The sequence below is a fragment of the Arcanobacterium pinnipediorum genome (genome assembly GCF_023973165.1).
GTDB classification, from domain to species: Bacteria; Actinomycetota; Actinomycetes; order Actinomycetales; family Actinomycetaceae; genus Arcanobacterium; species Arcanobacterium pinnipediorum.
Genome location: NZ_CP099547.1, coordinates 1,612,032 through 1,636,553, shown reverse-complemented (window position 1 = coordinate 1,636,553; position 24,522 = coordinate 1,612,032). Strand labels below are relative to the sequence as shown.

Annotated in this window: 18 protein-coding genes and 1 rRNA gene; 13 read left to right on the top strand and 6 right to left on the bottom strand. The window is 49.0% G+C overall.

The window, feature by feature from the left end:
* The first annotated feature begins 240 nt into the window (after nt 1-240).
* The 3 genes from NG665_RS07295 to NG665_RS07285 all read left to right on the top strand — a co-directional run bounded on the left by NG665_RS07295 (nt 241) and on the right by NG665_RS07285 (nt 5,840).
* A complete protein-coding gene (locus NG665_RS07295) occupies nt 241-1,845 on the top strand; it encodes a sodium-dependent transporter (RefSeq protein ID WP_252673052.1) in 1,605 nt (534 codons plus the stop codon).
* Nucleotides 1,842-1,979 (top strand): methionine/alanine import family NSS transporter small subunit, encoded by a 138-nt coding sequence (locus NG665_RS07290; protein WP_252673051.1) that lies wholly within the window; start codon nt 1,842-1,844, stop codon nt 1,977-1,979. Before NG665_RS07295 ends, NG665_RS07290 begins: the two co-directional genes overlap by 4 nt.
* Nucleotides 1,980-2,387: 408 nt before the next feature.
* On the top strand, nt 2,388-5,840 hold the full coding sequence (locus NG665_RS07285; protein WP_252673050.1) for a leucine-rich repeat domain-containing protein: 3,453 nt from the start codon (nt 2,388-2,390) through the stop codon (nt 5,838-5,840).
* A 128-nt stretch (nt 5,841-5,968) separates the two neighbouring features.
* Here the strand turns inward: NG665_RS07285 and NG665_RS07280 are convergent, their stop codons facing one another.
* Nucleotides 5,969-6,868, bottom strand: coding sequence for a M48 family metalloprotease (locus tag NG665_RS07280; RefSeq protein WP_252673049.1), 900 nt, complete (start codon nt 6,866-6,868; stop codon nt 5,969-5,971).
* A gap of 283 nt (nt 6,869-7,151) precedes the next feature.
* Between NG665_RS07280 and NG665_RS07275 the strand changes: the two genes are divergently transcribed.
* From NG665_RS07275 to NG665_RS07265, 3 genes are all read left to right on the top strand, one after another.
* The gene (locus NG665_RS07275) at nt 7,152-8,219 is read left to right on the top strand and encodes a Fic family protein (protein WP_252673048.1); all 1,068 of its coding nucleotides are present in this window, start codon (nt 7,152-7,154) and stop codon (nt 8,217-8,219) included.
* A gap of 541 nt (nt 8,220-8,760) precedes the next feature.
* A complete protein-coding gene (locus NG665_RS07270) occupies nt 8,761-10,596 on the top strand; it encodes a DUF2075 domain-containing protein (RefSeq protein ID WP_252673047.1) in 1,836 nt (611 codons plus the stop codon).
* A 2-nt stretch (nt 10,597-10,598) separates the two neighbouring features.
* Nucleotides 10,599-10,946, top strand: coding sequence for a nucleotide pyrophosphohydrolase (locus tag NG665_RS07265; protein ID WP_252673046.1), 348 nt, complete (start codon nt 10,599-10,601; stop codon nt 10,944-10,946).
* Nucleotides 10,947-11,176: 230 nt separating this feature from the next.
* Here the strand turns inward: NG665_RS07265 and NG665_RS07260 are convergent, their stop codons facing one another.
* Complete coding sequence (locus NG665_RS07260) at nt 11,177-12,031, bottom strand: RelA/SpoT domain-containing protein (protein WP_252673045.1); 855 nt, start codon at nt 12,029-12,031, stop codon at nt 11,177-11,179.
* Nucleotides 12,032-12,305: 274 nt separating this feature from the next.
* Here NG665_RS07260 and NG665_RS07255 point away from each other — a divergent pair, with 274 nt between their 5' ends.
* A complete protein-coding gene (locus tag NG665_RS07255) occupies nt 12,306-12,749 on the top strand; it encodes a Panacea domain-containing protein (protein ID WP_252673044.1) in 444 nt (147 codons plus the stop codon).
* A 34-nt stretch (nt 12,750-12,783) separates the two neighbouring features.
* Here NG665_RS07255 and NG665_RS07250 read toward each other — a convergent pair whose 3' ends face one another.
* On the bottom strand, nt 12,784-13,365 hold the full coding sequence (locus NG665_RS07250) for a GNAT family N-acetyltransferase (RefSeq protein WP_252673043.1): 582 nt from the start codon (nt 13,363-13,365) through the stop codon (nt 12,784-12,786).
* Between the two features lie 323 nt (nt 13,366-13,688).
* Here NG665_RS07250 and NG665_RS07245 point away from each other — a divergent pair, with 323 nt between their 5' ends.
* From NG665_RS07245 to NG665_RS07230, 4 genes are all read left to right on the top strand, one after another.
* Entirely contained in the window at nt 13,689-15,761 is a 2,073-nt protein-coding gene (locus tag NG665_RS07245; protein ID WP_252673042.1) for a hypothetical protein, read from the top strand.
* 280 nt (nt 15,762-16,041) lie between these two features.
* Nucleotides 16,042-16,842 (top strand): potassium channel family protein, encoded by an 801-nt coding sequence (locus NG665_RS07240; RefSeq protein ID WP_252673041.1) that lies wholly within the window; start codon nt 16,042-16,044, stop codon nt 16,840-16,842.
* Nucleotides 16,843-17,027: 185 nt separating this feature from the next.
* Nucleotides 17,028-17,966 carry a sulfite exporter TauE/SafE family protein gene (locus NG665_RS07235; protein ID WP_252673040.1) on the top strand — a complete coding sequence of 313 codons (939 nt, stop codon included), beginning with the start codon at nt 17,028-17,030 and terminating at the stop codon, nt 17,964-17,966.
* Nucleotides 17,963-18,946: a hypothetical protein gene (locus NG665_RS07230; protein ID WP_252673039.1), complete on the top strand. Its 984-nt coding sequence runs from the start codon at nt 17,963-17,965 to the stop codon at nt 18,944-18,946. Before NG665_RS07235 ends, NG665_RS07230 begins: the two co-directional genes overlap by 4 nt.
* 131 nt (nt 18,947-19,077) lie before the next feature.
* Here NG665_RS07230 and NG665_RS07225 read toward each other — a convergent pair whose 3' ends face one another.
* On the bottom strand, nt 19,078-20,205 hold the full coding sequence (locus tag NG665_RS07225) for a DUF8462 domain-containing protein (RefSeq protein ID WP_252673038.1): 1,128 nt from the start codon (nt 20,203-20,205) through the stop codon (nt 19,078-19,080).
* A gap of 214 nt (nt 20,206-20,419) precedes the next feature.
* On the opposite strand from NG665_RS07225, the gene NG665_RS07220 reads away from it, so the two are divergent.
* On the top strand, nt 20,420-20,827 hold the full coding sequence (locus NG665_RS07220) for a rhodanese-like domain-containing protein (RefSeq protein ID WP_252673037.1): 408 nt from the start codon (nt 20,420-20,422) through the stop codon (nt 20,825-20,827).
* Between the two features lie 160 nt (nt 20,828-20,987).
* Here the strand turns inward: NG665_RS07220 and NG665_RS07215 are convergent, their stop codons facing one another.
* Both NG665_RS07215 and NG665_RS07210 read right to left on the bottom strand, forming a co-directional pair.
* Nucleotides 20,988-21,449, bottom strand: a complete 462-nt coding sequence (locus NG665_RS07215; RefSeq protein ID WP_252674104.1) for a Dps family protein — start codon at nt 21,447-21,449, stop codon at nt 20,988-20,990.
* Nucleotides 21,450-21,520: 71 nt separating this feature from the next.
* Complete coding sequence (locus tag NG665_RS07210) at nt 21,521-22,069, bottom strand: NAD(P)H-dependent oxidoreductase (protein ID WP_252673036.1); 549 nt, start codon at nt 22,067-22,069, stop codon at nt 21,521-21,523.
* A gap of 749 nt (nt 22,070-22,818) precedes the next feature.
* Between NG665_RS07210 and NG665_RS07205 the strand changes: the two genes are divergently transcribed.
* A 16S ribosomal RNA gene (locus NG665_RS07205) occupies nt 22,819-24,345 on the top strand.
* Nucleotides 24,346-24,522: the final 177 nt, after the last annotated feature.

The following is a 24,522-nucleotide window of genomic DNA, read 5'->3' as shown; positions in this document are numbered from 1 at the left end:
CATATTTGCGCTAGTAATGTGCCCTTGGTTACATGCCGGCCTTATTAATTTGACGTTATAAAAATAGTAATGATAACGTCAATGACGTGTTAGGTACCGGTTTAGAGATTATTAGCGGGTGTGCAGGCTAGAGTAGCCGCCATCCGCAGTACTGCACACCCACCCCGAGACACAAACCACGTCCGGGGTTTTTTCATATCGACATCCGATAAAACCCATCAATACTGAAGGTGTACCCTTATGTCTAGTACAACAAAGACGAGAGAAGTCTGGTCGTCTCGCACAGTATTTCTTGCTGCTGCAATTGGCTCTGCCATCGGCCTGGGAAACATTTGGCGTTTTCCGTATATCGCATACGAAAACGGAGGGGGAGCATTCCTCATTCCATACGTCATCGCATTGGTCACCGGTGGTATTTCGATGCTCTTCTTCGACTACGCAATCGGTCACCGGTTCCGTGGCGCTCCACCCTTAGCTTTTCGTCGCATCTCCAAACACACCGAAGTCCTAGGTTGGGTCCAAACACTCGTGACCTTCTTCATCTCGGTGTACTACATGGCTATTTTGGCTTGGGCTGGTTACTACACCTACTATTCGATCACCTTAGCGTGGGGCGATGATCCCGAGGCTTTCTTCCTCAACGAATTCCTCCAACTCGACGGCTCCTCAGTTTTTACTGGCGGCTATCTTCCGGGTTTAACGCTGGTTTTGGGAGGTATTTGGCTGGTTTTGTTGTTCGTGATGTCAAAAGGCGTCGAGCATGGGGTTGGCAAGGTTTCTAAAATAGCTGTTCCGCTACTGATTGTTTTATTCTTAGCAATTACAGTGCGCGCGGTATTCTTACCGGGAGCAGCTCAAGGTCTTAATACATTCTTTGCCCCAGATTGGTCTGCGTTGTTAAAGCCATCGGTATGGATGGCAGGATATGGTCAGATTTTCTATTCGCTAGCAGTCGGTTTTGGCATTATGCTCACTCAGGCATCGTATTTGAAGCGCCGTACTGACGTGACGACAACCGCTTGGACTGTTGGTTTCGCAAATTCTTCGTTCGAAGTGTTGGCCGGCATCGGTGTTTTTTCAGTATTGGGATACATGGCGATGAGCTCTGGTCAAGAAGTTGGTGAAGTGGTATCTTCGGGTATCGGTTTGGCTTTCATTGCCTTCCCGAAGATCATCTCCTTGATGCCAGGTGGAGCACTGTTTGGTGTGTTGTTCTTTGGTTCGCTTTTCTTAGCGGGCTTTACCTCAATGTTTTCTGTGATTGAAGTTCCGATTTCGGCTGCGATGGATAAGTTCGGCTGGGCTCGTCGCAAGGCAGTAATTCTGGTTGGTGGTTTTGCAGCGCTTGTATCAGTAGCTTTATTCCCAACGACGACGGGTCTGGGCACCCTCGACATCATGGATAAGTTCATCAACGTTTTCGGCATTGTGGCAATCGCTCTAGTTACGCTCGTCATTGTTGGTTGGGGGCTGCGGATGTTCCCAGTTCTCTCGCGTCATCTCGATGCTATCTCCACGATTCGCACTCGCGGTTGGTGGGTTGGCGCTGTTGGCGTAGTAACTCCAATTGTGTTGGCCGTGACGTTGGTGGGTGATACTCGCGAATTGCTAATTAACCCTTACGGAGGCTATACCGCCACGCAGCTACTAGTTTATGGCTGGGGTCTAGCTGTAGTGATCTGGGTGGGCTCATTTATTTTGAGTCGGTTGCCTTGGGCGCAAGGTACTCAGTTTGAAGCACCTGCTGAGTTTGCCTTCGATCTAAAGAAAACTGCACAGATGGATGCAGGCAGAACACATGATTTTGACGCTGAGGTAGCTCAGCATGGTAAGGAAGGGGAATGATCATGACGACATCGGCAGTTATTATGATGGTGGTCTATTTGGCTATCGTTGGGGGAGGCTTGGCCGTGGGAATTAGGCTTATGTCTACTCACGATGATGAAACTTCAGGAGATCTTGGCACATCTTCGCAGTAATCTCGCAGCGAGGTTAATGTTTTATTGCTTCTTGTTGGCGCGTCACCTTCTTGTTGGTGGCGCGCCAACGTGGTTTGGTAATGGAAGTATGTGAGGAGTGGGGATGCTAGCTAGGTTCATTGATGTAGACATGGCGTGGCACTCGTCTCGATGAGCGTATTTTCGCAAAGTTCGGCTTTTCAAAATACGCAATTTCTAATACTGTACATATGTAGAACTTAGGTGAGCCTTACCTAATAAGTTTTAGGTAGTGACTCTGTTTTCACTGACGCGGATGAAGCTGTGGGAGCCTAGCTTGCACCTAGACTCCCACGGTGACCAGCGACGGTGAGGCAGAACTGCATCTAACGTTCTTAGCTGAAGAAAAGAACAGACCGCGTGGTCTTTTATTAGTGTACAGGGAGAAAAATGAGTAATCATCTACGACGACGTCGTATGGTTAGTTTCGTATCTGCATTGAGCGTGATATCTCTGGGGATTGGTGCTCCGCCAGCATTTGCGAATGAAAACCCGCAAGCAACATTGGCTGGATGTATTGCCGATCAAGCGCGCGAGGATGGAGTTGCCGAGCAGGATATCACCCAGCTACAGTGCCGTTTTGACGGCGGAAAATTTGATGATCTGACATTTTTAGGTAACTATCCGAAGCTAGCGTCTGTTGATTTGCAGAAAGTGGAGATCAAATCTCTTGCAGGTTTGGAAGCGCTACCGCAATTAGCTTCGCTGAGTCTGTTCCAGGCGCAGCTGAGCGATGTTTCGGACTTAGGTAAACTAACGAAGCTCACCACGCTTTCGCTTAATGATAACAAGATCGAAGACGTCAGCGCGCTTGCGGCGTTGACGAATCTGAAGAAACTGGACCTGCGGAAGAACTACGTGTATGACCTTTCTGCGCTGAAAGATCTAACTGCAAAGATTGACGCGAAACTGCAAAAACCTGACCTCATTCGTTACGTTGGAGACCCAGTCCCAGTAATTAAGGCTCAAGATGGCAGTGTAGTTACCCCGAGCAAACAATCCCATCCTTATGAACCAGGAGCAACTTTCGAAACCGAAGGCACGTACACGGCGTCGTTTAGGGCCACGTTGCTCTTTAATGGAAACCTAAACGTTACGGTCAAGCCCAAGGCAGAAAAACCACAGGATGTGACACCTGACGAGCCGGAAAATGAACAACCGGATCAGCCTTCACCGCTACCTTTCCCGCCAGCACAGCCCGATGGAGACCATAGCGCATCGCCAGTTAAGGATCGCATACTGCGCTCATGTATTCGACTGGTGCCAGAGCATCGGATCGGGGAAAACGGCGTCGTGACCGCTGAACATGTCGCACAGCTAACTGAGCTACACTGTGTTGGACGTGATATCGATAGCCTAGAAGGCTTGGAATTGGCACAGAATCTGAAAGTTCTCGATTTGAGCCAAACACACGTATCTGATTTGAGTCCATTGAACAATCTTCCCAAGTTGGAAGTATTGCGAGTGGATAAAACCCAGGTTCGAGATTTATCTAAACTCACCGCGCTACCAGCCCTTAAAGAACTCTATCTGGCTAACAATGAGATCACCTCTGTTGAGGGCATGGGGCAATTCCCGAACTTAACGCATCTGTCACTGCTGAAGAATAACCTCACCGATATCTCTGCACTCGCGGGCTATTCGTCATTGACTTTTCTTAACGTGGCACAAAACGAGATCACGTCGCTAACGCCGCTTGAACAATTAGTGAAGTTGGGTGATTTGCGTGCTCACCACAACAAAATTACGTCTCTAGCAGGCATCGAAAACCTCACCGCGTTAGATAATCTCGAGCTCGGCACCAACGAAATCTCGTCAATTGCTGAGCTGACAGCGCTCAGCCAACTTCGCACTGTATCGGTACGCGAAAACCAGATCACTGATGTTTCACCACTGAAGAATCTCACGAAGCCGTATCGGGTAGATATTTCCCAAAACCCGATCACTAACGCACACGAACTCGAATCGCTGCAATTCCAGCCACCAGCACCCGGAGCTGACCCGAATGAGCCACATGGACTGATTAACGTCCAGGAAAACGTGGCGCCTGCGAAGCCAGAACAACCCGAAGCGCCAGCAGATATTCCGGCTCCGGCAATTCCGCAGGGAGGTCTTGCACAGTGGTATGGTGCACCGGGCGCTGCAACCGGTTCGGCCATTGCTCAGCATTCTTGTGATGTTACCGGAGATGGCAAAGAAGATATTATTGTGGGAGCGTGGGCGCATGAAGAAAAAGCAACCGGTATGGTTGGCGTAGCCTACGTTCTTCCCAATGGTTCACCGGCAGGCGATCTTGACGATCCAGCAACTGGGGCGTTGAAAATCTATGGCCCAACTCCAGGTTCTTTAACCGGATTCAATGTAGCGTGTGTGGGCGATGTTAATGGTGACGGAAAGGCAGATATCGGTATTTCTAGCCATAAAGCTGACCGCGGCTACGTCGTCTTTGGAACTGAGTCAACCGAACCGATCCATCTCGATCAGTTGGCCGATAAGGGATTTGAAATCTCCTCATCGGTAGCGAAAATCGGTGCCGGATGGATCGTAACTGCCGCAGGTGACGTCAATGGTGATAGTCTTGGCGACCTCGCCGTCGTCTCCCAAGCAGGTGGAAAAGACAAGCGCGGCGAAGTAACAATCATTGCCGGATCGACGTCGAACGCGCCGGTGACCTTACAAGACTCGGATCGGGTGCTCACCCGAATCGTGGGGAATACGGATATGCCGGTGTTCAACGTGACCCAAGCAGGCGATGTTGACGGCGATGGCGTCGATGATTTCCTTGTAGGTGGCTATTATGCCACTGCTACGAATGCCCAGGCGCCAAAGACGGGTATGGCGTGGGTTGTTTCCGGAAAAGCGCGCGGTACAGTCAACGTCTTTGACGATTTTGACGGTTTTGCTATCCAAGGCCCACTTCGCGGCGGAGACCGCTTGGGTATTGCAGTTGCACCACTTGGCGACATTAACGACGACGGTTTTGCCGATGTCATGATTGCTGCCAATCCAACGCATGGAAACGGTGCAGTAGCTGTTGTGTTGGGAGCTAAGGAGCATAATACGGTCACGATTGATCCGGCAGCTCGCCTCCCGATCACAGATAGCAATGGTAGCCGTGGCTGGTGGATCACCGATTCACGACCATCTGGTTATTTGGGTTACGGCATGTCTGGCGTGCCAGCGCGAGAGGGGAAGAGCGGAACAATTATTTTGGGTTCTTCTGAAGCTGCGCGCGTGGTTGCTTTTGACACCTCAGTATTGACAGGTAGCGTTGATAACCCGTTAATCCAGCCGGCTACTGAAACAGGCAATGCGCTGGGAGGTAGCGTCGATCTAGCACAGATTGACCCTGCGTACAAGGTAGAAATCAACGGCAATGCAGACCGCTTGGGGCGTGCAGTCGGTGTGGTCAATGGGTTTAATGACTATGCTGGAATGCTCATGATTGCGGGTGCAGATCGAGCCGGAAATCCAACTGGCCGCGGTTCTATCGTCTTAGCTGCGCTACCGGCACTACACGTGTTGGGGAAGAAGGTTCCGGGCGAACCGCAGACTCCAGGGGATTCGGATACCGAAACGCCCGGTGATACTCAGCAGCCCGGTGGTACTGAGCAGCCTGGCAATACGAGTGGCGCTAAGCAGTCCGGTGGTGCTAAGCAACCTGGCGGTATGGAACAGCCAAGTCACAAACAACCTGCCGGGACACACCAGCAGGTAACTGAATCGACGTCGAACCTCGCTCGTACTGGAGTGGGTGTTGGTGCACTAGGCTGGGTAGCACTCGCGTTACTACTTGCGGGCGGAGGAGTTATTGGCTATCGCGCATACCGGCGCACGAACTAACCTCAAGACCTAACGAATCCGAAGCCTCAATGCGAAAATATGATGAGGGGCTGGTTGTTGAACGCACTATTGTTCAACAACCAGCCCCTACTCATTGCCATTGGCGGGTTAGCGTCGATAAAACCGCACTACTTGGTTGCGAAACCATCAATGTACTGGGTTTGCCACGTCGCCAATAAATCCTTCGGGAGCAACTCAGAATGGTCTGTCAATGGAGCAACCGGGATTAGCAGGTTATCGGAATGAAGGCGCTTCGTACGTTCAATAACCGAAACTTTCAATGCGCTGTAGTAGGCAATAATAGCGAACAATCCACGCCGAGAACGACGACGGAATGACGCTAAGTCTTGGGTGTTAATAAACAAATAGTTGTCTTTACCGGCAACGCAAAGACTCATCGCTAGCGCACTACCTTCTGGGGCGTATAAACCAGCCCATGCATCGGCGCTGAACTCACAATGTTTGCGGAAGAAAGTGTTGAGAATTGGAGTAGCAATAACCGCCGAACAGCCCATGATCCACGCTGGAGAATTATGTTTATAAACAAAATGTGCAACCTGGTGCGCGATCATAAACCGCAACGCATGCGGGGTGTTATTCTCTCGGCAACCGGATAGGAAATCCATGCCAATAAGAATAATCGGGCGTGTTCCGGGACTTTGAATACATGGATCAATTGCAGGATCGGTGGTGACGAAAATAGGCGGAATCTTCGCTAAACCTGCGTCAGCGCAGACTTGTTTCGTAATTTCGTAGACTTCCGGAAATTGTGTTGGTGAAACCGGTGCTATGCCGATGCGTTGGACGGCGAGCTTATAGCGTTGGAAGATGAGTGAAACGATTGGCAAGAATAACAGACCAAGAGCACTGGTAAGAATAGTTTCATCAGTCTTAGCCAGCACTAATACTAAGATGGCCATTGCAGTGAAAAAGAGTGTCAATAGCAAAGATAGCGCAAGGAAATATCGCCCGGTACGGCGATATCGGGCAATTAGCGGGTTGGCAAAACTAGGGAAAGAACTACTCATTCTTTCATACTGTCATGGATTGCCGGGTAACGATAGGCAAATAGGCAGATTGGGTGGTTGTGAATGAAAAAAGGCATGGGAAGAACGGCATGCGAAGAACGGCTAATGCGGGCTGGAAAATAAGACGTGCACCGGAAAATAAGACGCGCACCGGAAAATAAGACGCGCACCGGAAAACAATATGTAAAAGGTTTTTACATATCCGAAGAACGTGTAAAAAATCGGGCGGAATTTTTACACATGGGTTTGTGTAGGTTAATCTGAAAGTAGGAGTGTTGATCCGATGAAGTCCTTTCAAAACCTGCCACCGCTACCGCCTGAAGGTATCGAAACTGCAGAAGTTGCTCGCGCCTTGGTTAAGGCTGCTCGGTATTTAGCGAGAGCCGATGCGGCAGCAGAACTGATACCTAATCCAGATATTCTCATTCATTCTATTCCGCTGCTAGAAGCGCGCGCATCGAATGAAATTGAAAATATCGTGACGACGAATGAAGAACTATTTCGCGCAGCCCATCGCATCGAGACTCCTTCAGGGGCAACGCGCGAGGCGCTTCGTTATTCCCACGCTCTCTATCGCGGATTCGATGTGATTCGCGAGCGCCCGTTAGCAGTCAATACGGCTAAATTAGTGTGTTCAACAGTTATTGGGTTTGAGATGGATATTCGGTCGAACGCCGGTACATATATTGGTAATCCGACTACGAAAGAACGTATCTATACGCCGCCTGAAGGGAAAGATGTGATTCTTGATCATCTTTCGAAGTGGGAATCGTTTCTTCATGATGATACGTCGTTGGATCCGCTAGTTAAGCTGGCTCTCTTGCATTATCAGTTTGAAGCGATTCACCCATTTTCGGATGGTAATGGGCGAACTGGCAGAATTCTTAACGTGCTTTATTTGGTTCATGAGGGTTTGCTTCGTCAGCCGATTACCTATCTTTCCGGATATATTGTTCAGCATAAGGATGAGTACTATCGTTTGTTGAACAACGTGACGCAGAAAAATGAATGGATTCCGTGGGTGCTGTTTATGCTTGATGCTGTTGCGGTGACCTCACAGTGGACAAGCAATATTATTTATTCTATTCGGAACCAGATTGAAGATACTATTCGCGTGCTACATGACGGAGGTATGCCGGCTCGCGATTTTGCTCATGTGTTGTTTTTAAAGCCGTATTTGCGGTTCTCAGATTTGACGCAGGAGCTGAATATCAGTCGTCCTACCGCGGGCAAGCATGCTGAAAAACTTGTCGAGCTTGGTGTATTAGAGCGGCATAAGGTGGGCCGGAATGTGTTGTTCATCAATAGGCAATACTTGGATCTACTATTTGAGGCGAAACTTCCTGAGTAACGCATACGGTATAGCGAATGTCTCGCGGATATGTAAAACATTTTTACATATCCGCAGAACGTGTAAAAAATCGGGCGGATTTTTTACAAATGGGTTGCAGTGATGTTAGTTGGCCATGCTGCTGGTGGTTAATAGAGGAGTTAGTGCAGATCCACTAACTCCATATGGGAAAATGCTGTTCTCAGTTGCGCCAACTAGTACGCCAATGGCGAGTGGGATTTGTTTACCTAAAACGAGTATCCCTTGTATAGTTCCATATTTAGTGATGAAGCGAGGGCCGGTTCTGAACTCTCCATATCTACGCACTGGAACCGTTAATATTGTCCGTCAGCACGACCGAAGGAATCCAGATGCGCAAACACTAAGCAAGCATGTTCTGAGCAGTTCAACGGTAGAACAAGGTATCGATGTAACTTTTGTGATATAAAACCAGACGCAAACGAGTCTTAGTGGTGGTAAAAAAGCAGGCAATCTTCGAAAATGAAATATAGGAAAGGTGCTTGGAAAGGTAATCTAGAAGACTTCATTACGGGTCTAATCTTTGATTCTTGCTCCATTGCAACAGCTTTTGATGGGTAGAAGAATGAGACCACGAACATACATACAATCTGTTCCGTTCACAGATGAAGCTATTGAGAATATTCATGCACAAATCGATAGTAGTGATTTGAAGGAAAGTCTCGAAAAATATTTATTCGATTATCCTGCAGTTTACGTCATCGAGCATGAAAAGGCAGGAAAATTTAGTGTGTATATCGGGGAGACGAACGATATACAAAGCCGAACAAAACAGCATTTAGATCCTAACCAATATGCATTGGATAACTGGCATTCAGAAGTTAAAAAAGCAGATGCGACATTGCATGTAATTGGAAATACGCTATTCAATAAATCGTTGACACTAGATGTCGAAAATAGATTAATGTCATGGCTTCTTGGCGCTCCGCAGATTCAGCGACTTTACAACGGTCGATCGAATCCACAACGCCAGTACTATACGCAGGAGCAATTTGACGAAATTTTCCATCAGATTTGGAGAGAATTACGTAAACAAAACAGTGCTCTTTTCCCAATTGAGAGAGTAATTAGAGATTCGGCTATGTTCAAGGCTTCGCCGTTTCATAAACTGACAGATGAACAGGTTGATGCTAAACGTAAAATATATGATTCGGCGATCCAAGCTCTCCATAATGATAAGACGGGGCAGTTGATACTTGTTTCTGGAGAAGCTGGTTCGGGTAAAACTGTTTTACTTAGTAACTTATTCTACGAGTTGTCGCAGTTCCGGACAGATAGCCAAGAAACTGTTCTCGGCTCGATCGTAAATCCTTCCGATGCTGAAGTTATTATGCTTGTCAACCATGATGAACAATTGCTGGTATATCAGCAAATCGCTGAAAAACTGGGTTTGAACTCGGGGAGTAATATTACAGTAACCAAACCCACGATCTTTATTAACAAGCGTAGTGTTAGCGACAAAGCAGATGTGATATTGGTTGATGAAGCTCATCTATTGTTGACCCAAGGTAAAATGAGCTATCAAGGTAAAAATCAGCTTGCTGACTTGCTGGAACGTGCACGTGTTGTCATTGCAGTATATGATGAAAAACAGATTTTGGCTTTTAACCAATATGCAGATTCAGTGTACGGAGAATGGCTTAAACGTAATACTTCCACGGTTATTCATTTAAAAAATCAAATGCGCATGGATGCGCCGGTGCAAGTTATTAAGTGGGTCCGATCAATTATCGATAAGGGCATTGTTGAACCATGCCCAGATGATACTGGAGAATATGAGATCAGAATTTTTGATGATCCAAGAGAGCTCCATAGTGCGATCTCGATGAAAGCAAGTAGTGTTGAACATGGTTTATCTAGATTATTGGCCACATATGACTGGGCGTATAGCGCAAGTAGATCTCCAGAAAATGGTAAGACATGGGATGTTACAATCGGCGATTGGTCGCTGCCATGGAATCGTGAAATTAAGCGGACTAGTAAATCTGCAGAGAGTAGGGAACTCCGGAAGCGTAATAAAGGTTTATCTTGGGCAGAACAAGAGCAAACCATTAACGAAGTTGGTTCGATTTTCACCATTCAGGGTTTTGATTTGAATTATGCAGGAGTGATCATTGGGGAATCAGTAAAGTATCGTGATGGGCATATTATTTTTGATGAGACATCAAGTTGCAATACAAATGCTAAGAAGCGCAGGACAATGAGTGATAATTCCAAACGCTCAGTCGCCGAAGAACTTTTAAGAAATGAGCTGAATGTTCTTTTAACCCGAGGAGTGAATGGGCTCTACATTTATGCAGTAGATAAAGAGTTGCGTAGGGCATTACAAAACGCTACATCATCGTCAAACAAGGAATGATTATGGAAGATAAGAACACGTTGGAGACAATTATTTCAGCATTAAATGTTTTCCGTGATGAAAGAAATTGGCGTGAGTTTCATTCTGAGAAGAATTTAGCAGTTTCTATTTCGATAGAATCTGCTGAATTATTGGAGTGTTTTCAATGGTTGCCCTCAGATGTAGCAGCAATTGAGAAGCGGGAAGAGATAGCTGATGAGCTTGCGGATGTTTTAATTTACGCTTTTATGCTTGCTGATGATATGCAGTTCGATATTCCGAGTATTATCCGATCAAAGATGTTGAAGAACTCTGTAAAATATCCTGTCCATAAGGCGCGAGGGACTTCGAAGAAATATGATGAGCTGTAATCTGACTCTGTAACGTTGGAAACTGCAACGACTTTTTCGTATATATTGGCATCGGCGCAGTTGTTGCAGAATTTGCAACAACTGCGTGTTTGAGGGAAACTTTGAACACGCTAAACCTGCTCCTGGACTGGCCTAATTCCTAGCCCAGTCCCACGTGGGCGAATTATAAAGATTTCAGGGAACACTAAGAAACGCAAGCACACATGTTTCAGGAATTAATCGAAGCGTAGCTAAAATTTCTCGGCGAGAGCAAAATACTGTCTTACTTTTTTAATAAAATCTGGTGCATTCGCTGAGTAGTTAGGGTATGCCAGTCGCAATTCCTGCATGCCTTTTGCGTGAACGAGAACAACGTTAGTAGGTGAGTGCCCATTTGATTCGATGTCTTGTTCTAGCTGGGCGTAAGTTTCCAAAGCTTTATCCAATTGCTCGGATGTGTAGGGCTGTACTGAAAGAAATTGATCGTCCTTTGAAAAAGATAAAATGAAGATCGAAGAATCCACTTTATTCTCGTCTGCACTTTCAAGAACGTCACTACACGCATCTTCCATATCGTCAATGGCAGATCGGAATTTAGCCATTGTGGCGAGCTCTTGTAAAAGTTCTTCCTTTGACTTAGGGACTTTGTCACCGGCCGAAAGGTCTTCTTCCAAGGTGAACAACTGCGAAACGATAGCAAGAGATTCCGGAAGGTCTTTAGGAGCTTCTTCGTGACCTGCTTCAGTATTATTTGGACTCTTGATTGACGTTCCATACAGTTCATCAAAAACTTCGATAGCAGTGGCCCAGTAGTGTTGAAGTTTGGTTCTTATCTGGATTTCCACACGATATTTCGTACCGTTGCTTTCACGGCGTGTTAGCAGATGGCAGGAACGGTAGCCGTCTGGTTTAGGCTTTTCAATATAATCTTTAGTCTGCCTTGGATCTGTAATATTAAGCTGTTTTACTAAGAATTTCTTCGCCTTTTCAGCGTCTTCGAGAGAATTAACAATTAAACGGCAGCCGCCCACGTCGTCTAATGTGCTTAATTCAAAATTGCCGTGTGGACGCTGAATCTTATGAACTATAGATTTTACGCGTTTCATCCGAAAAGTTGCGACAGCTCCCTGAAGTTCCTGCGCGCATTCCATGACGATACGAAAGCACTCTTGCGTTACAGGTACACATTGGTTGCGCCAACGTTACACGACTGATATCGCTTCAAAAGCAGGATCACCGGGGGGATACTCTTATCTTTCAGAACTTTGTTCTTCTTCTTAGCGGTAGAACGAGAAACTGAAGTATTGAACATAACATTATCAACTGGGTACATTTGTACTTATAGTAGATGAATACTAATACTGGTTTAAGGAGGCGAATATGGTAAGTATTAACAATGTTGCACGGCACATTCTTTCCAAGAAGAGGTCTCTTTCTACCATGAAGTTGCAAAAGCTTGTATTTTACTCGCAGGCTCATGCGTTATCGACAACAGGTCTCCCGCTTTTTGATTCTGATTTTCAAGCCTGGCGTGCAGGTCCGGTAGCTGTAGATTTATATCGATTGCATCGCGGAAATTTTTTCGTCTCTCAAGAAGATATTCCACCTTGCGGTGATGAACTTAGTGATGAGCAAATTGCGATCATTGACTATGTGTATGCAACCCTAGGGGATCTCTCTGGAAGGGATCTGAGTTACCGCACTCATGAAGAGCAACCGTGGAAGGATGCACGTGGCGAATTAGGTCCGGCTGAATCATGTAACGTGCTTATCACCAAGGAAAATATCGCTAACTATTACCGGCAACATCCAATCACTACATAGGGAAATTCTTACCCTAGTCAAACGCTCCTGTGAATCAATATTCCAGGAGCGTTGTGGCGTCGTGGCGCGGCGAAAACTGATAAACCCACCGCACAATTGGCTCACCGGTGGCGGGATGGACGCTAGAATCAGATTCCGCCGTCGCCTGTTTTATGAATCCAAGTTTGTGATGTAGCCGCACTGCAGCCAAGCGAGAGCTTTCGAATTCATTGACCGCAACACGAGCCGATGTTGCAACCTGTATGTGGTCCAGCAATAGCCGCAACCCCAAAGAAGCAAGACCTTGGTTGCGCATAACTGGAATAACATTGATCCCGATGTGGGCTTCGTCGTCGACAATACGGTAATGCGCGTGTCCAATAAATTGATGTGTTGGCGTATGCGCCAAGTAAAAATAGCCAGCGCGCGTAGCATCTGAGCAGTACACATCGAGAAATTGTTGCCATTCGCTTTGGGGCCAGTCGATGCACCCGGTCGAATTATCGTATCCTGGATGCGATATGTGCCACCCGGCATTGTAGGACATCATCTCAGGATCGCCCATCCACTGCTGGCGGTAGCTTAGCTCAGCATAGCTGGGAATATGTAATTGTAGTTGCTGAGGATTATTGCACATGTACACAGAATATAGATGTGTATTTAGTGTGAATCAAATTCTTCTCCATTGACCAGACCACGAATGAATACCTCAAATTTATCGGCCAATGATGTAATGAGATAATCCGATTCTTGATCGATGTGGACTACTTTTGTTTCCCCATGCGCTCCACACTCGCGGTAATCCAAAAGATCACGTCATGTCTAACGCCTAGATAATCACAAATGACTAGTTCATGTTTTAGAAACCCGTTGAGAAAATCGGCATGTATAGAATAACATTACTGAGGTTAGGCTAACCTAACCGCAGTTACATTGTTGGAAATTATTATTGATTGGAACATGATGAAGTTCAACAAACATGTGCTTGTTGCTTTCGCTACGGCATCTCTTGTGGTTATCCCGGGGATAGCGCCAGCCAGCGCTGTGACATCGCCGGAAGCCGGATTCTCTATCACGTTAGAAGAAGTGCGTGACGGGAATGGCCGACACCTTGAATGGAGTTACGACCAGTGCGTGCCCGTCGCAGGAGAAACCGCGAAAGTTACGTTTTCCTTAGATAAAGCAGGAACTGAAATTCCTATTGAGGGTAGCACTCAGCTAGAGCTCAGTGCACAAGACGCCGGTACTTACACGCTGAATGCGAGCTGTCAATATTCCGCGTGGTTGGCCCCTGAAAAGCGCCGCGTCACCCTCGAAATTGATGCCCTGGCTGACCAACCAGGCACAGGCACCGATCAGCCAAACAACACTGGCGATGACGACGATGGTCCCTTCACTCTCTACTTTGATCAGGTTGGCCTGAGTGACGAGGCGAAACTTACCTGGCGAACAACCGGATGCCGTGCACCTCAAGAACCCGAGATTACCCTAAAACGCGACGGGCAGATCATTGATATTGATGGGCTCGAAGAATTCTCACTCAAGGATCAACCGGCCGGAACCTATACGCTAACTGCCAAATGTTCCCCGGAATGGCTAGCTCCCACCGTTCTCACTAAGTCCGTCACAGTTGCACAAACTCCAGACGAAACCCCTGAAGGGCCAGTAAACCCTGAAGGGCCAGTAAACCCTGAAGGGCCAACTCCTCCCGCCACCAATTCTGACTTGGTAATACAATCCGCAGATTTCCAAGAATCTCCTACGGGTAGAACCCTGTCTTGGAAGGCGACTGGCTGCTCAGTTCAAAACGAACGCTCAGTAAAAGTTGGCGTGCTGTTTAACGGTCATGAAATCTCGTTGCCTAAATCATCACGGACTGAAGCAGTAAACGCCTCGCAATGGCCAGCGGGAAATTACACTGTAGTTGCAACATGCGTGAGCCTCAAAGACGGCTCAGGTTTGCAAACACAGAGCAAAGAGATCACTTTAGGTCGTTCGAACCTGCCCACAACGTTTGCTGGTAGAGCGCTAAACTATCTCATCCCTCGCCCAGGAGATCGAGTTCATATTTCCTCATATCCTTCTCACAATGCACTCATCTTGAAAGATGGCACCAAAGCTGAACCGTTCAAACCGGGTGAAGAAGTCAAAATCTCCTTTGCGTTCAACGATGGGGAACCTTTGATCGAAGGGCCAACTCTGATTGCAGACCAGGCCGGTCACGTCGAAACCGATGTGTGGATTCCGCTTAACACTAGCGCCCAAAGCTTTACAATTTTCGCGGTTGGTCAGCAAAGTCAGTTACAGCTTGACTACCGTTCAGTGATTGCGCCACACTCCGGACACGGAATTTCAGTTGCTGAGGTTGCCGGTAAATCGCGTTCCTTAAAGATCGCCTCCTATCAGCCAGAGGATTTTGGTGCTGATACTACCTTTAGTAAAAACGCAATAATTAGCCTCGAAGTAGTCGATTCCCAAGGTAATACTGTTGCCGCCATTCCGGCGACGACGACGGCCGAAGGGACGCTCGAACTTGAGATCGAATTACCGCAATCGCTAGCAGAAGGACGTTACACGATTTTTGCCCCCACCGTTTTGCAGGCTCGAGGCAGTTATGCCGCCTACTTCTACTTTAAAGACGGTAAGGCATGGGCGCAGTGGGAAGAACCAGCCAATCAGCCAACACCCGAAGTAATCCCGGCATTGGAGTTGGTGCCGGCGAAGAAGGTTATTCCGGCTCTCAAACTCACCCCGGCCAAGACAATCGATTCTGCCGCGGGGCGCGTTGTGGAGCGAAATGAAACAGTAACAGAAAACCTGCCGGCTGTTGTGGAGAATGTGGGTGCTCCAGGTGCTTCGGGCACTGCTGTTTCTTCGAGCGCTTCAACAAATGTGGACGTGCAGGCTGCTTCTGGCGCTGCGGTGGCTTCATCCCAGCTAGCGAAGACTGGGTTGAATCTTCCTTGGGCGTTAGCATTGCTGGTGCTATTGGTAGGTGCGGGTTCAGCATTGACTAAGTTCCGCAGAGCTTAATGTTTGAGCGCTGAGAATGCATAGATTTTAGCGAAGTTGTGGGAGCGGTTGTGTCGCTCCCACAACTTTTATGCAAACTCTTAGTTCTCCAGCGTGTAATAAGTTCATTCGAAAGCGGTGGGTCTTTGAGGTTTGTTCACCAAGGTTATGCCCTTGACGCTCGCACACTAAAGTCACGCCCTGTCTTGCTTTTTGCGATAATTTTGTTGAATAAGACGATGCCAAGCAGGAGGCGAATTTAATGAAATCCCAACGAGATGGGCAAGCTCTAGAGAGATATATGAAAAAATCAGAGCCGCTACTGCTGGTGGCTGCGGTGCTGTTTTGTGTGGTGTATGCGTGGCCGATTATTGATCTTGAGTTGCGTCCTGGGTTACGTGATCTCTGTTTTACTACACAGTGGGTGATTTGGGGTATCTTCTTAGTTGACTATCTGCTACGCCTCTACCTCGCACCAAAGCGCCTAGCCTTCGTCAAAGCAAATCTGTTTGACCTAGCGATTATTTTGTTGCCAATGTTCCGCCCGTTGCGGCTACTGAGAGTGTTGGTGCTAATGAGCTATCTTGGCAAAGAAGCAGAATCAAATTTTCAGGGTCAAGTTGCTTGGTATGCGGCCAGTTCTGCCTTTATGGTCGTGTTCATCGGTGCGCTTGCTGAGCTCAGCGTGGAACAAGAGGTGCCCGGTGCTGTCATTGTGGATTTTCCGACGGCGTTGTGGTGGGCGATTACGACGGTGACCACCGTCGGCTACGGTGATACCTATCCAGTTAGTTTAGCGGGCCGGATTGTTGCCGTTATGTTGATGCTCTACGGGATTGGGTTGCTGGGTGCGGTTACCGGTATGTTGGCTTCATGGCTGGTGGAAAAAGTCGATGCTGCTGACGCGTTGCGTGATTCGTTGCGCGATGAGGAGATCGCCGCAGACTCACGGCAATCTATCGCGCAGTTAGAGGCTGAGATCACGGCGCTTCGCAGCGATATTGCAAAATTAGTTGCCCATTCCGCACAGTACGCGGGCACAAATGGCGATCCGAGTGCTGTTCATGAGGCTAGCTCTAGGCAAGACTCCACCACGAATTAGCCTAGCGGCTTACATAGCAACTCCTCGCAAAACCGTGCATCCACATAATTTTGTGATCGCACGGATTCCCGGCAACAACGAAAACTGACCAATTCGGGTCTTTGGGCCGGGTTAGTTCGCCTCCACACTTACTATAATTTTTGTGCTCGAATGAAAAGTGAGAAATTATCAGTGAGGAGACTTCAGTGCAATACGTTTTGCTCACCCTTATTGGGATTGCAAACCTTATTTTTATTGTGGCTTTCGCAAAAGATCTCTACCGCAAGCGCGCAACCTTCTTGAAGGAACCGGGCAACCCGGTCGCGCAAAGCGTCAGCTCCACGATCATCTACTTTTTCTCAACCTTCGGAATCTCTGATTTCGCAATTTCAACTGTTCTCTACCGCAAAATGAACTGGGTCAGCGACCGCCGACTTCCCGGCACCCTCAATACTCAGTGTGTGATCCCAGTTGCCGTGATGGCATTCGCCTATATTTCCTCAGTCGACGTCGGAATGCGAACCCTTTTCACCCTAGTCATCGCCCAAGCAATCGGAGCCTATATCGGCCCACGCTACGTCGTGAAACTGCCAGTGAACGCAATTCGACTTTTCATCGCCAGCGGCCTGATGGTTGCCTCAGCCGTCATCACTGCAACCCAACTAGATTGGATCCCATCCAACGGCACTGCCACCGAACTCTCGCTACCTAAGCTATTCATTGCAACGATCCTCATGTTCGTCTACGGAGCGCTCAATAACGTCGGAATCGGCTCCTATGCACTAACTATGGTCACTATTTTTGCCCTCGGCATGAATCCAGTTGCCGCGTTCCCCATCATGATGGGCGCGTGCGCCGTATCGGTGCCGATCGGCTCCACCGAGTTCATTCGCCTCGATTCCTACTCTGCGAAACTGACGTTTATTTCAGCAATCTTCGGCGTGGTGGGAGTGCTGTGTGCAGTATTCCTCGTCACCTCGTTGCCGTTGTATTGGATCAAGTGGATCGTTGTGGCAGTGCTGGTCTACTCCGCTATCACGATGTTCATGGCATATCGGGAAAACCGTGCGTCTGAAGATCGTAGCGCCACCTCTGCTCAGGCCGAATCAACAACCAGTGACGTAAAGGAGTCAGTCCTACGATGATTATCCTCTCTGCAGCACAGATCGAAAAAACACTCACTATGGAAGCTGCGGTTGCGGCGTGTAAGGATGCTCTCGGGTTCCATGCCCATGGCGAAGCAACCGTACCGTTGCGCACGAACCTGGCAGTTGATGCCTATCAAGGTCAGGCATTGTTTATGCCAGCGTCTGTACCTGCGGCTGAGAGTTTAGGTATCAAGATCGTCTCGGTCTACCCGAATAACGTGAATCAAGGCCTTCCGGCGGTGCCTGCCCAGGTGATTATGATGGATCCTCGAACTGGCATGGTCAGTGCGATTTTAGAAGGAACCTCCCTGACTCGGATTCGCACCGGCGCGGTGCAAGGAGCCGCCACTGACGTACTGGCTCGACCAGACGCAAAAGTAGGTGCACTCATTGGAACCGGTGGGCAGGCATCTGGCCAGCTTGAAGCAATGCTGACAGTTCGCGACCTTGAACTAGTTAAAGTCATGGACGTCGACTTTACCCGCGCCCAAGCATTTGCGACGGCGCAATCACAGCGGTTGAGCCATTTTGGGACGCGAATCCAGGCGGTAGAAACTTCTGCCGAAGCAGTCAACGACGCAGACATCGTTACCGCTGTGACTATTTCAAAGACCGCAGTTTTCGATGCGGAACTGATTAAGCCCGGCGCCCACATCAATGGCATGGGATCATATACCCCAGACATGGCCGAGATTCCGGAAGCCTTGGTTCGTTCGGCCAGTCTGGTAGCCATCGATACCGCCGATGCGTTAGCGGAATCCGGTGACTTGATCAACCCTATTAACGCCGGCCATTTCAGCGCGGCAGATTGTGTGCCATTGGGAGAGATTATCAATGGTGATCGACCAGGGCGCCAAAGTGCGCAAGATATTACGTTCTTTGAGTGCGTTGGTTCGGCTGTGCTCGACGTCGTATGCGGCCAGCGAGTCTTAGAGCAAGCTGCAGCACAAGGCATAGGGCAAACTATCGAGATCTAACGCTCCATCACTGGTGTGCAATGCCGGGGCACTATAGTGCCCCGGCAAATACGTAGCCTTGCTTGGGTATGTGCCTTGAAGGTTCGGTTCGTAAAAAAGACCGAACACCGCAAAATTCGAACGCTTTCTAGTTAGCTATAGTTTTCTCGCAAATAGCTACGCAAATACGGCAATGCAAACCTGACCCTGCCTCGTCGCGTGGGTTCAATCATTTCTGCGTCAATCAAGCGCCTGCGATAGTTGTTTGCATACTGAGCGGAAATCCCCATCCGAGTAGCGATCTGGGATATTGCGCTATCGTCGTCGTCGATCGCCATGGAGCGCAAGAATTCGCGATCTCGTTCCGATAAATCAGCTAGAGCCGGCTCGTGGACCAACTGACCGAGCTTGGCTACTGCCCGTGAAATACCAGCCGCGACACTGTCTGCGGTAATGAACTCACCCTCGCGAGCAGCAAATGAGTACTGGCCGACCAACTGTATCGTGAACGGATAGCCGTCGCAGGCCCGCGCTGCCTCTTCCAATGCGTCCTTCTCCCAGCGCAACCCAAGATTCTGGACCGGAACCGACAGCCCCTGGCGCACAAAATCGATTCCCACACGTCCCAACGTAACCCGATTTGCTCGCCGCAAAAACGTGATCGGATTGCGTCCGGCGTCGTTACCCAATAACGGCTTGACCGAGCCGGGAATCCCTGCCATAAACAAAGCAATATTCCGAGATTCACGAATCAAGTGCTGTACCGTAGTGGCCAACTCAATGATCTCATCGCGCTGAAGATGATGCAGTTCGTCAAGAGTGATAAACAGCCCCGTCGATTGCCCGAGTTTTTCGTCAGCTTCATCGATCAGATCCAGCACCCGCGTCAGTATTTGACGTAACGACGGCGAAGTCGCGGCCGGTTCCACACTCTTCCAGTCGAGACTGCCGACTCCAGAAAGCGATACGCCGGTCAGTTTCCGTTGCGACTGTGGTGAAAGTTCAGCGATTTTGGCCTGTGCGCTACTGATCAGGCGCTGTACAAAGCCCTTCGTTGCAGTTTCGGAAAAGTAGGTCCAGCCATGTTGTAGTGCTAGATCTTCGATGGCGTTGAGCACCGCGGTTTTGCCGATGCCGCGCGGACCAGTAATAACTGTGACTCGTTCATGTGTTCCAGCTCCGTTATCTAGAGCGAATTCGACGTCATTAAGGATTTCCTCGCGGCCCACCAGCAGTGGTGGCGTCATGCCCATAGTCGGTTTAAACGGATTTTTGATCATAGAGCCAGTATAGTTGTTTGAAGTTATTTATTTTGTTTAATGTTATGTAAAGCTGTTTATTCGAAGTCACTCCCCGAACTTACTCGGTCACTCCCCGAACTTACTCGCTGGTTTTACCAGCCGTAAGGCGTGATAAGTCATCATCAAACCACACAACAATCACTCAGTAATACACTTTCAGTTATATCGAAGCAGATTGCGATATGATGACCCTATGAAAACTTTACGAATTGCGCTCGCAACTTTTGCCTGCGTCGGCTTAGTTGCCTGTTCTCCAGAAACATCTGCCCAAGTCTCGGCGGAATCAACGAGTTCAATTAAAGAAAGCACGTCCACAACTGAAAGTGAATCGGCGATGATTATCGATGTACGCACCCCAGAAGAATTTGCGAGCGGTCACCTGCAAGGTGCAGTCAATTTTGACGTTAACGACGAAGAATTCAAAAACCAGGTTAAAGATCTGGATAAAAACGCATCCTATATTCTCTACTGCCGTTCCGGTAACCGTGCTCACGGTGCGCAAGAATACATGGAGAGCATCGGTTTTACTGACGTGAAGAATCTAGGATCGGTGCAAGAAGCCTCCGAGGCGCTCGGGATCGACGTCGTCGTCGAGAAATAAATGCCTATGCCGGCCGTGCGAAATACGCGACAACTTGGCGAGCTAACCGCCACTCGGCACACCGTTAGCGCGATTATGGCAAACAGCAAAGCGGGCCGGACCAGTCAAGGTCCGACCCGCTTTCGTAACTTTGGTGTTTTACGCCTCGGCTACTGAAGTTTTAAGCCTTGTCTACCGACGAACCGATGAACCAAGCTTGCTGCTCTAGCTGACGAATGTAGTCAAGCAAAATATCGCCCGAGGCTGGATCTTCAGCGTCGATCTTCTCGTGAACTTGGCGCATGGTGCCAACGGTTGCGTTGAGTGCAGCAACTGCCGCCTCGACTGCTTCGGCAGTAGAAACAATGGTTTCCTTCACTGCAGGCAAGCTGTTGAGTTCGCCAACGCTTTGTGGGCGACCATCAGGAATCAGGCCAACTGCGCGCATGCGCTCGGCAACATCGTCAGATGCGGTACGGGCGATTGCTACGACCTCATCTAGGTACAGATGTAGGCCACGGAAACCAACACCGACTACGTTCCAATGTAGCTGCTTGGCAACTAAGGATAGTGCGGTGACGTCAGTTAAAACTTTTTGTAGGCTTTCAGATAGAACTGAGGAGCCAGTGAAACTTGTTGTCATCTTCATTACCTCTCTCTATAGAAATTATCTTTACAACTTTTATTATTCAGGTTTATAGCGCCAGATTCTTGTTACTTCGCTTGTGGTGGAAATGCGTCCACGAACTTTGCAACTACGCTACGTAAGAATTTGGCGGTATCTTCGTTCAGCTCGCCGTCGGCATAGAGGGTGTGAACGAAACTCAAATAAACTTCGGGTTGCCCGATGACCTGAGCGTCTAAGAATGCGAGCACATTGCGCAAGTCGCGGCTGGCTCCAAATCCGCCAAACGCCCCTGGGGTAGCACTAGCCACTAGCGTTGGTTTTCCAGACATCTTCTTTGCGCCGAATGGGCGCGAGAGAATATCGAGGGCATTTTTGAGTACGGCTGGCATGGAGCGGTTATATTCCGGGGTGAGGATAATGAAGCCGTCCGCAGCATCTGCCTTGCTGCGCAATTCGGCGACGGCGGCCGGAATCGTTTCGGGTGTGTCCCATTCTTGATCGTAGAAGGGGAGATCTTGAAGGGAGAGGAATTCGGCGTCGAAACCTTCGGGAAGCATCGAGACGAGGTCTTGGGCGACGCGTCGGTTCCACGATCCTTGACGGGTGCTGCCAACAATAACGGCTATTTTCTTCATTGCATGCCTTTCTTGAGCATTTAAATGCATATTTTTGTGGGTAGTTTAGATTTTACGCGGGGTTTGGTGGCGGACGTGCCGCAAACCGGTCGTTTAATATTAAACTACAGTTTCTCCCTCACGTCCACTAATGACCCAGGCGGCTAGAAATTCCGCCACGTAGCGTTGTCTTTATTCGGAGCGACGCTGAAAAGCCGATATGCCACGACGGCGATCTGCTTGTCTAGTTAAAACAATGTCACCTGGGTTACGTTGTGAGTAATCGTTGTGACGACGCCGAAGATTGATATTGTGGCGGTGCTTACGTCATTTTGGTTTGACGGTTGTGTGGGTGGGTGGGTACAGTTTTTATCTGTCGCCACGGAGCGTGTGAGTGTTCTGGTGGTGGTGTTTTCTTTCCAAGTTGATGTGTGACTGGTCCTGGATTTTGTTTTGGGTGTGGTTGTGTGTTAGTTTGGTGGGGTTATCCTTCTTGATGGTTGCCTGTTGTGGGTGGTTGTTGGGTGTGGGTGTGTTGTTTGATATCTCAATAGTGTGTCAGCTTTTTATAATGATTGTTTTGTAAGGGTTTGCGTGCTGGCCTTTGTGGTTGGTGTGTTTGCTCTTATGTTTTTTCAAGGGCGAGCTTTTGTGGTTTGTTTTTGATTTTTTTGGATGAGCTAGTTTTTGGTTTGTCTGTTTTGTTGAGCCTGTTTGGGCTTTTCGGACGTGTATTGATTGGATGCCTCTTTTGTGGGGTGTTTGGTTTTTGTTTGGAGAGTTTGATCCTGGCTCAGGACGAACGCTGGCGGCGTGCTTAACACATGCAAGTCGAACGATGATGCTCCAGCTTGCTGGGGTGGATTAGTGGCGAACGGGTGAGTAATACGTGAGTAACCTGCCCCCTTCTTCGGGATAAGCCTTGGAAACGGGGTCTAATACTGGATATTCTGCACTGGACGCATGTTTGGTGTTGGAAAGGGTTTCTGGTGGGGGATGGGCTCACGGCCTATCAGCTTGTTGGTGGGGTGATGGCCTACCAAGGCTTCGACGGGTAGCCGGCCTGAGAGGGTGACCGGCCACATTGGGACTGAGATACGGCCCAGACTCCTACGGGAGGCAGCAGTGGGGAATATTGCACAATGGACGCAAGTCTGATGCAGCGACGCCGCGTGGGGGATGAAGGCTTTCGGGTTGTAAACTCCTTTTAACACTGAACAAGGCGAGAGTTGAGGGTAGGTGTTGAATAAGCGCCGGCTAACTACGTGCCAGCAGCCGCGGTAATACGTAGGGCGCGAGCGTTGTCCGGAATTATTGGGCGTAAAGAGCTCGTAGGCGGTTTGTCGCGTCTGCTGTGAAAGACCGGGGCTTAACTCCGGGGCTGCAGTGGGTACGGGCAGACTAGAGTGCGGTAGGGGTAACTGGAATTCCTGGTGTAGCGGTGGAATGCGCAGATATCAGGAGGAACACCGATGGCGAAGGCAGGTTACTGGGCCGTTACTGACGCTGAGGAGCGAAAGCATGGGGAGCGAACAGGATTAGATACCCTGGTAGTCCATGCCGTAAACGTTGGGCACTAGGTGTGGGGCTTCATTTCCATGGGTCCTGTACCGTAGCTAACGCATTAAGTGCCCCGCCTGGGGAGTACGGCCGCAAGGCTAAAACTCAAAGGAATTGACGGGGGCCCGCACAAGCGGCGGAGCATGCGGATTAATTCGATGCAACGCGAAGAACCTTACCAAGGCTTGACATACACTGCGACATGCTAGAGATAGTGTGGCCTTCGGGGTGGTGTACAGGTGGTGCATGGTTGTCGTCAGCTCGTGTCGTGAGATGTTGGGTTAAGTCCCGCAACGAGCGCAACCCTTGTCTTGTGTTGCCAGCACGTTATGGTGGGGACTCACGAGAGACTGCCGGGGTTAACTCGGAGGAAGGTGGGGATGACGTCAAATCATCATGCCCCTTATGTCTTGGGCTTCACGCATGCTACAATGGCTGGTACAGAGGGTTGCGAGCTTGTGAGGGTGAGCGAATCCCTTAAAGCCAGTCTCAGTTCGGATTGGGGTCTGCAACTCGACCCCATGAAGTCGGAGTCGCTAGTAATCGCAGATCAGCAACGCTGCGGTGAATACGTTCCCGGGCCTTGTACACACCGCCCGTCACGTCACGAAAGTTGGTAACACCCGAAGCCCGTGGCCTAACCTTTTTGGGGGGAGCGGTCGAAGGTGGGATTGGCGATTGGGACGAAGTCGTAACAAGGTAGCCGTACCGGAAGGTGCGGCTGGATCACCTCCTTTCTAAGGAGCTGCCTTCACACCTGGTTTTGTTTATTGTGGGTGTGGCTGATGTCCCTGTTTTTTGGGGGTGTTGGTTGTGGTGGTTTTTAGTGGAAATGTTGTTATGGATTGCTGGCATGCTGTTGGGGTGTGGGGTAATACTCCGTGCTGCCTGTGTTTCTGGATGCTCTTTTGTGG

Excerpts from the sequence above, each read along its gene's own strand:
- NG665_RS07210 (WP_252673036.1), bottom strand. The coding sequence starts at position 22,069 with ATGAAGAAAATAGCCGTTATTGTTGGCAGCACCCGTCAAGGATCGTGG.
- NG665_RS07230 (WP_252673039.1), top strand. The coding sequence starts at position 17,963 with ATGATTATCCTCTCTGCAGCACAGATCGAAAAAACACTCACTATGGAA.
- NG665_RS07280 (WP_252673049.1), bottom strand. The coding sequence starts at position 6,868 with ATGAGTAGTTCTTTCCCTAGTTTTGCCAACCCGCTAATTGCCCGATAT.
- NG665_RS07245 (WP_252673042.1), top strand. The coding sequence starts at position 13,689 with ATGATGAAGTTCAACAAACATGTGCTTGTTGCTTTCGCTACGGCATCT.
- NG665_RS07220 (WP_252673037.1), top strand. The coding sequence starts at position 20,420 with ATGAAAACTTTACGAATTGCGCTCGCAACTTTTGCCTGCGTCGGCTTA.
- NG665_RS07275 (WP_252673048.1), top strand. The coding sequence starts at position 7,152 with ATGAAGTCCTTTCAAAACCTGCCACCGCTACCGCCTGAAGGTATCGAA.
- NG665_RS07295 (WP_252673052.1), top strand. The coding sequence starts at position 241 with ATGTCTAGTACAACAAAGACGAGAGAAGTCTGGTCGTCTCGCACAGTA.
- NG665_RS07225 (WP_252673038.1), bottom strand. The coding sequence starts at position 20,205 with ATGATCAAAAATCCGTTTAAACCGACTATGGGCATGACGCCACCACTG.
- NG665_RS07265 (WP_252673046.1), top strand. The coding sequence starts at position 10,599 with ATGGAAGATAAGAACACGTTGGAGACAATTATTTCAGCATTAAATGTT.
- NG665_RS07260 (WP_252673045.1), bottom strand. The coding sequence starts at position 12,031 with ATGAAACGCGTAAAATCTATAGTTCATAAGATTCAGCGTCCACACGGC.
- NG665_RS07255 (WP_252673044.1), top strand. The coding sequence starts at position 12,306 with ATGGTAAGTATTAACAATGTTGCACGGCACATTCTTTCCAAGAAGAGG.
- NG665_RS07285 (WP_252673050.1), top strand. The coding sequence starts at position 2,388 with ATGAGTAATCATCTACGACGACGTCGTATGGTTAGTTTCGTATCTGCA.
- NG665_RS07240 (WP_252673041.1), top strand. The coding sequence starts at position 16,042 with ATGAAAAAATCAGAGCCGCTACTGCTGGTGGCTGCGGTGCTGTTTTGT.
- NG665_RS07290 (WP_252673051.1), top strand. The coding sequence starts at position 1,842 with ATGATCATGACGACATCGGCAGTTATTATGATGGTGGTCTATTTGGCT.
- NG665_RS07250 (WP_252673043.1), bottom strand. The coding sequence starts at position 13,365 with ATGTGCAATAATCCTCAGCAACTACAATTACATATTCCCAGCTATGCT.
- NG665_RS07215 (WP_252674104.1), bottom strand. The coding sequence starts at position 21,449 with ATGACAACAAGTTTCACTGGCTCCTCAGTTCTATCTGAAAGCCTACAA.